This is a genomic window from Pseudomonas sp. P5_B2, from assembly GCF_056400445.1.
Map to the genome: position 1 here is coordinate 1 of NZ_JBFULH010001202.1, position 867 is coordinate 867.

The 867-nt window shown below is 51.6% G+C and carries 1 protein-coding gene; it reads left to right on the plus strand.

Going from position 1 to position 867, the window contains the following annotated elements; translation table 11 throughout:
- Positions 1–608, plus strand: a 608-nt coding sequence (locus AC1DRJ_RS30215; RefSeq protein ID WP_477805344.1) for a GlxA family transcriptional regulator, incomplete at its 5' end; no start/stop codon positions are given.
- Positions 609–867: the final 259 nt, after the last annotated feature.

Below are 867 nucleotides of genomic sequence, written 5' to 3' on the forward strand. Positions count from 1 at the left end.
GTGCTTGGTTCTTGGGGCAAGCTGGATTACTGGATGCCTACCGCTGTGCCATTCACCCGGAACATCGGCCAGCGCTTGCAGAGGCTGCTCAGCATAGCCAGGTCACGAGTGAGAGCTTCATGGTTGATCGCGATCGATACACAGCGGCAAGCCCCAGTGGCGCATTCCATATGGTCTTGGATTGGATTGGCCAGACTCATGGAGGAGGACTTGTGGATGGCATTTCTGACATTCTGGAATTCGATGCCTCACGATACCGACGCGTGAATCCCACGCTACATATCAAGATGGCAGCGCCATTGAGAGAGATCGTCAAATTGATGGAGGCGAATCTCGAAGAACTCTTGGATCTTGAGCAGATGTGCGGCTGGGTCAACCTGTCGAGACGTCAGATCGAACGGCTATTCAGGGCACAGCTTGGTACGACCCCATTGCGTTACTACCTCGAACTTCGGGTAACTGAAGCACGCCGGTTGCTGCAACATTCCAGGCTCACGATTGTTCAGGTCGCGGTGGCTTGTGGATTCGTTTCACCGAGCCATTTCAGCAAATGTTACACAGCTTATTTTGGATACGCGCCTTCCCGAGAGACCAGAATGGAGTTTTGAATGGCGATGTCCTTTTTCATATTCGCGCTATGACTGTGCTCCAGTTGTGAGTGACTGATACGCTGGTATGCGTTAGATGTTGCGAGCTTTCAAACAGACAGTTTGGGCAACCTAGTTGGCTCGACGGAGGTGAGGTGAAGGACAACAAACACAGGCTTTACGAAGATCTGAAGCAACAGATTTTAACGATGGATCTACAGCCTTGTTGGTGCTGACGCCGAATTAACCCATTGGCCGAGATGTCACTGACCCAGTCTTA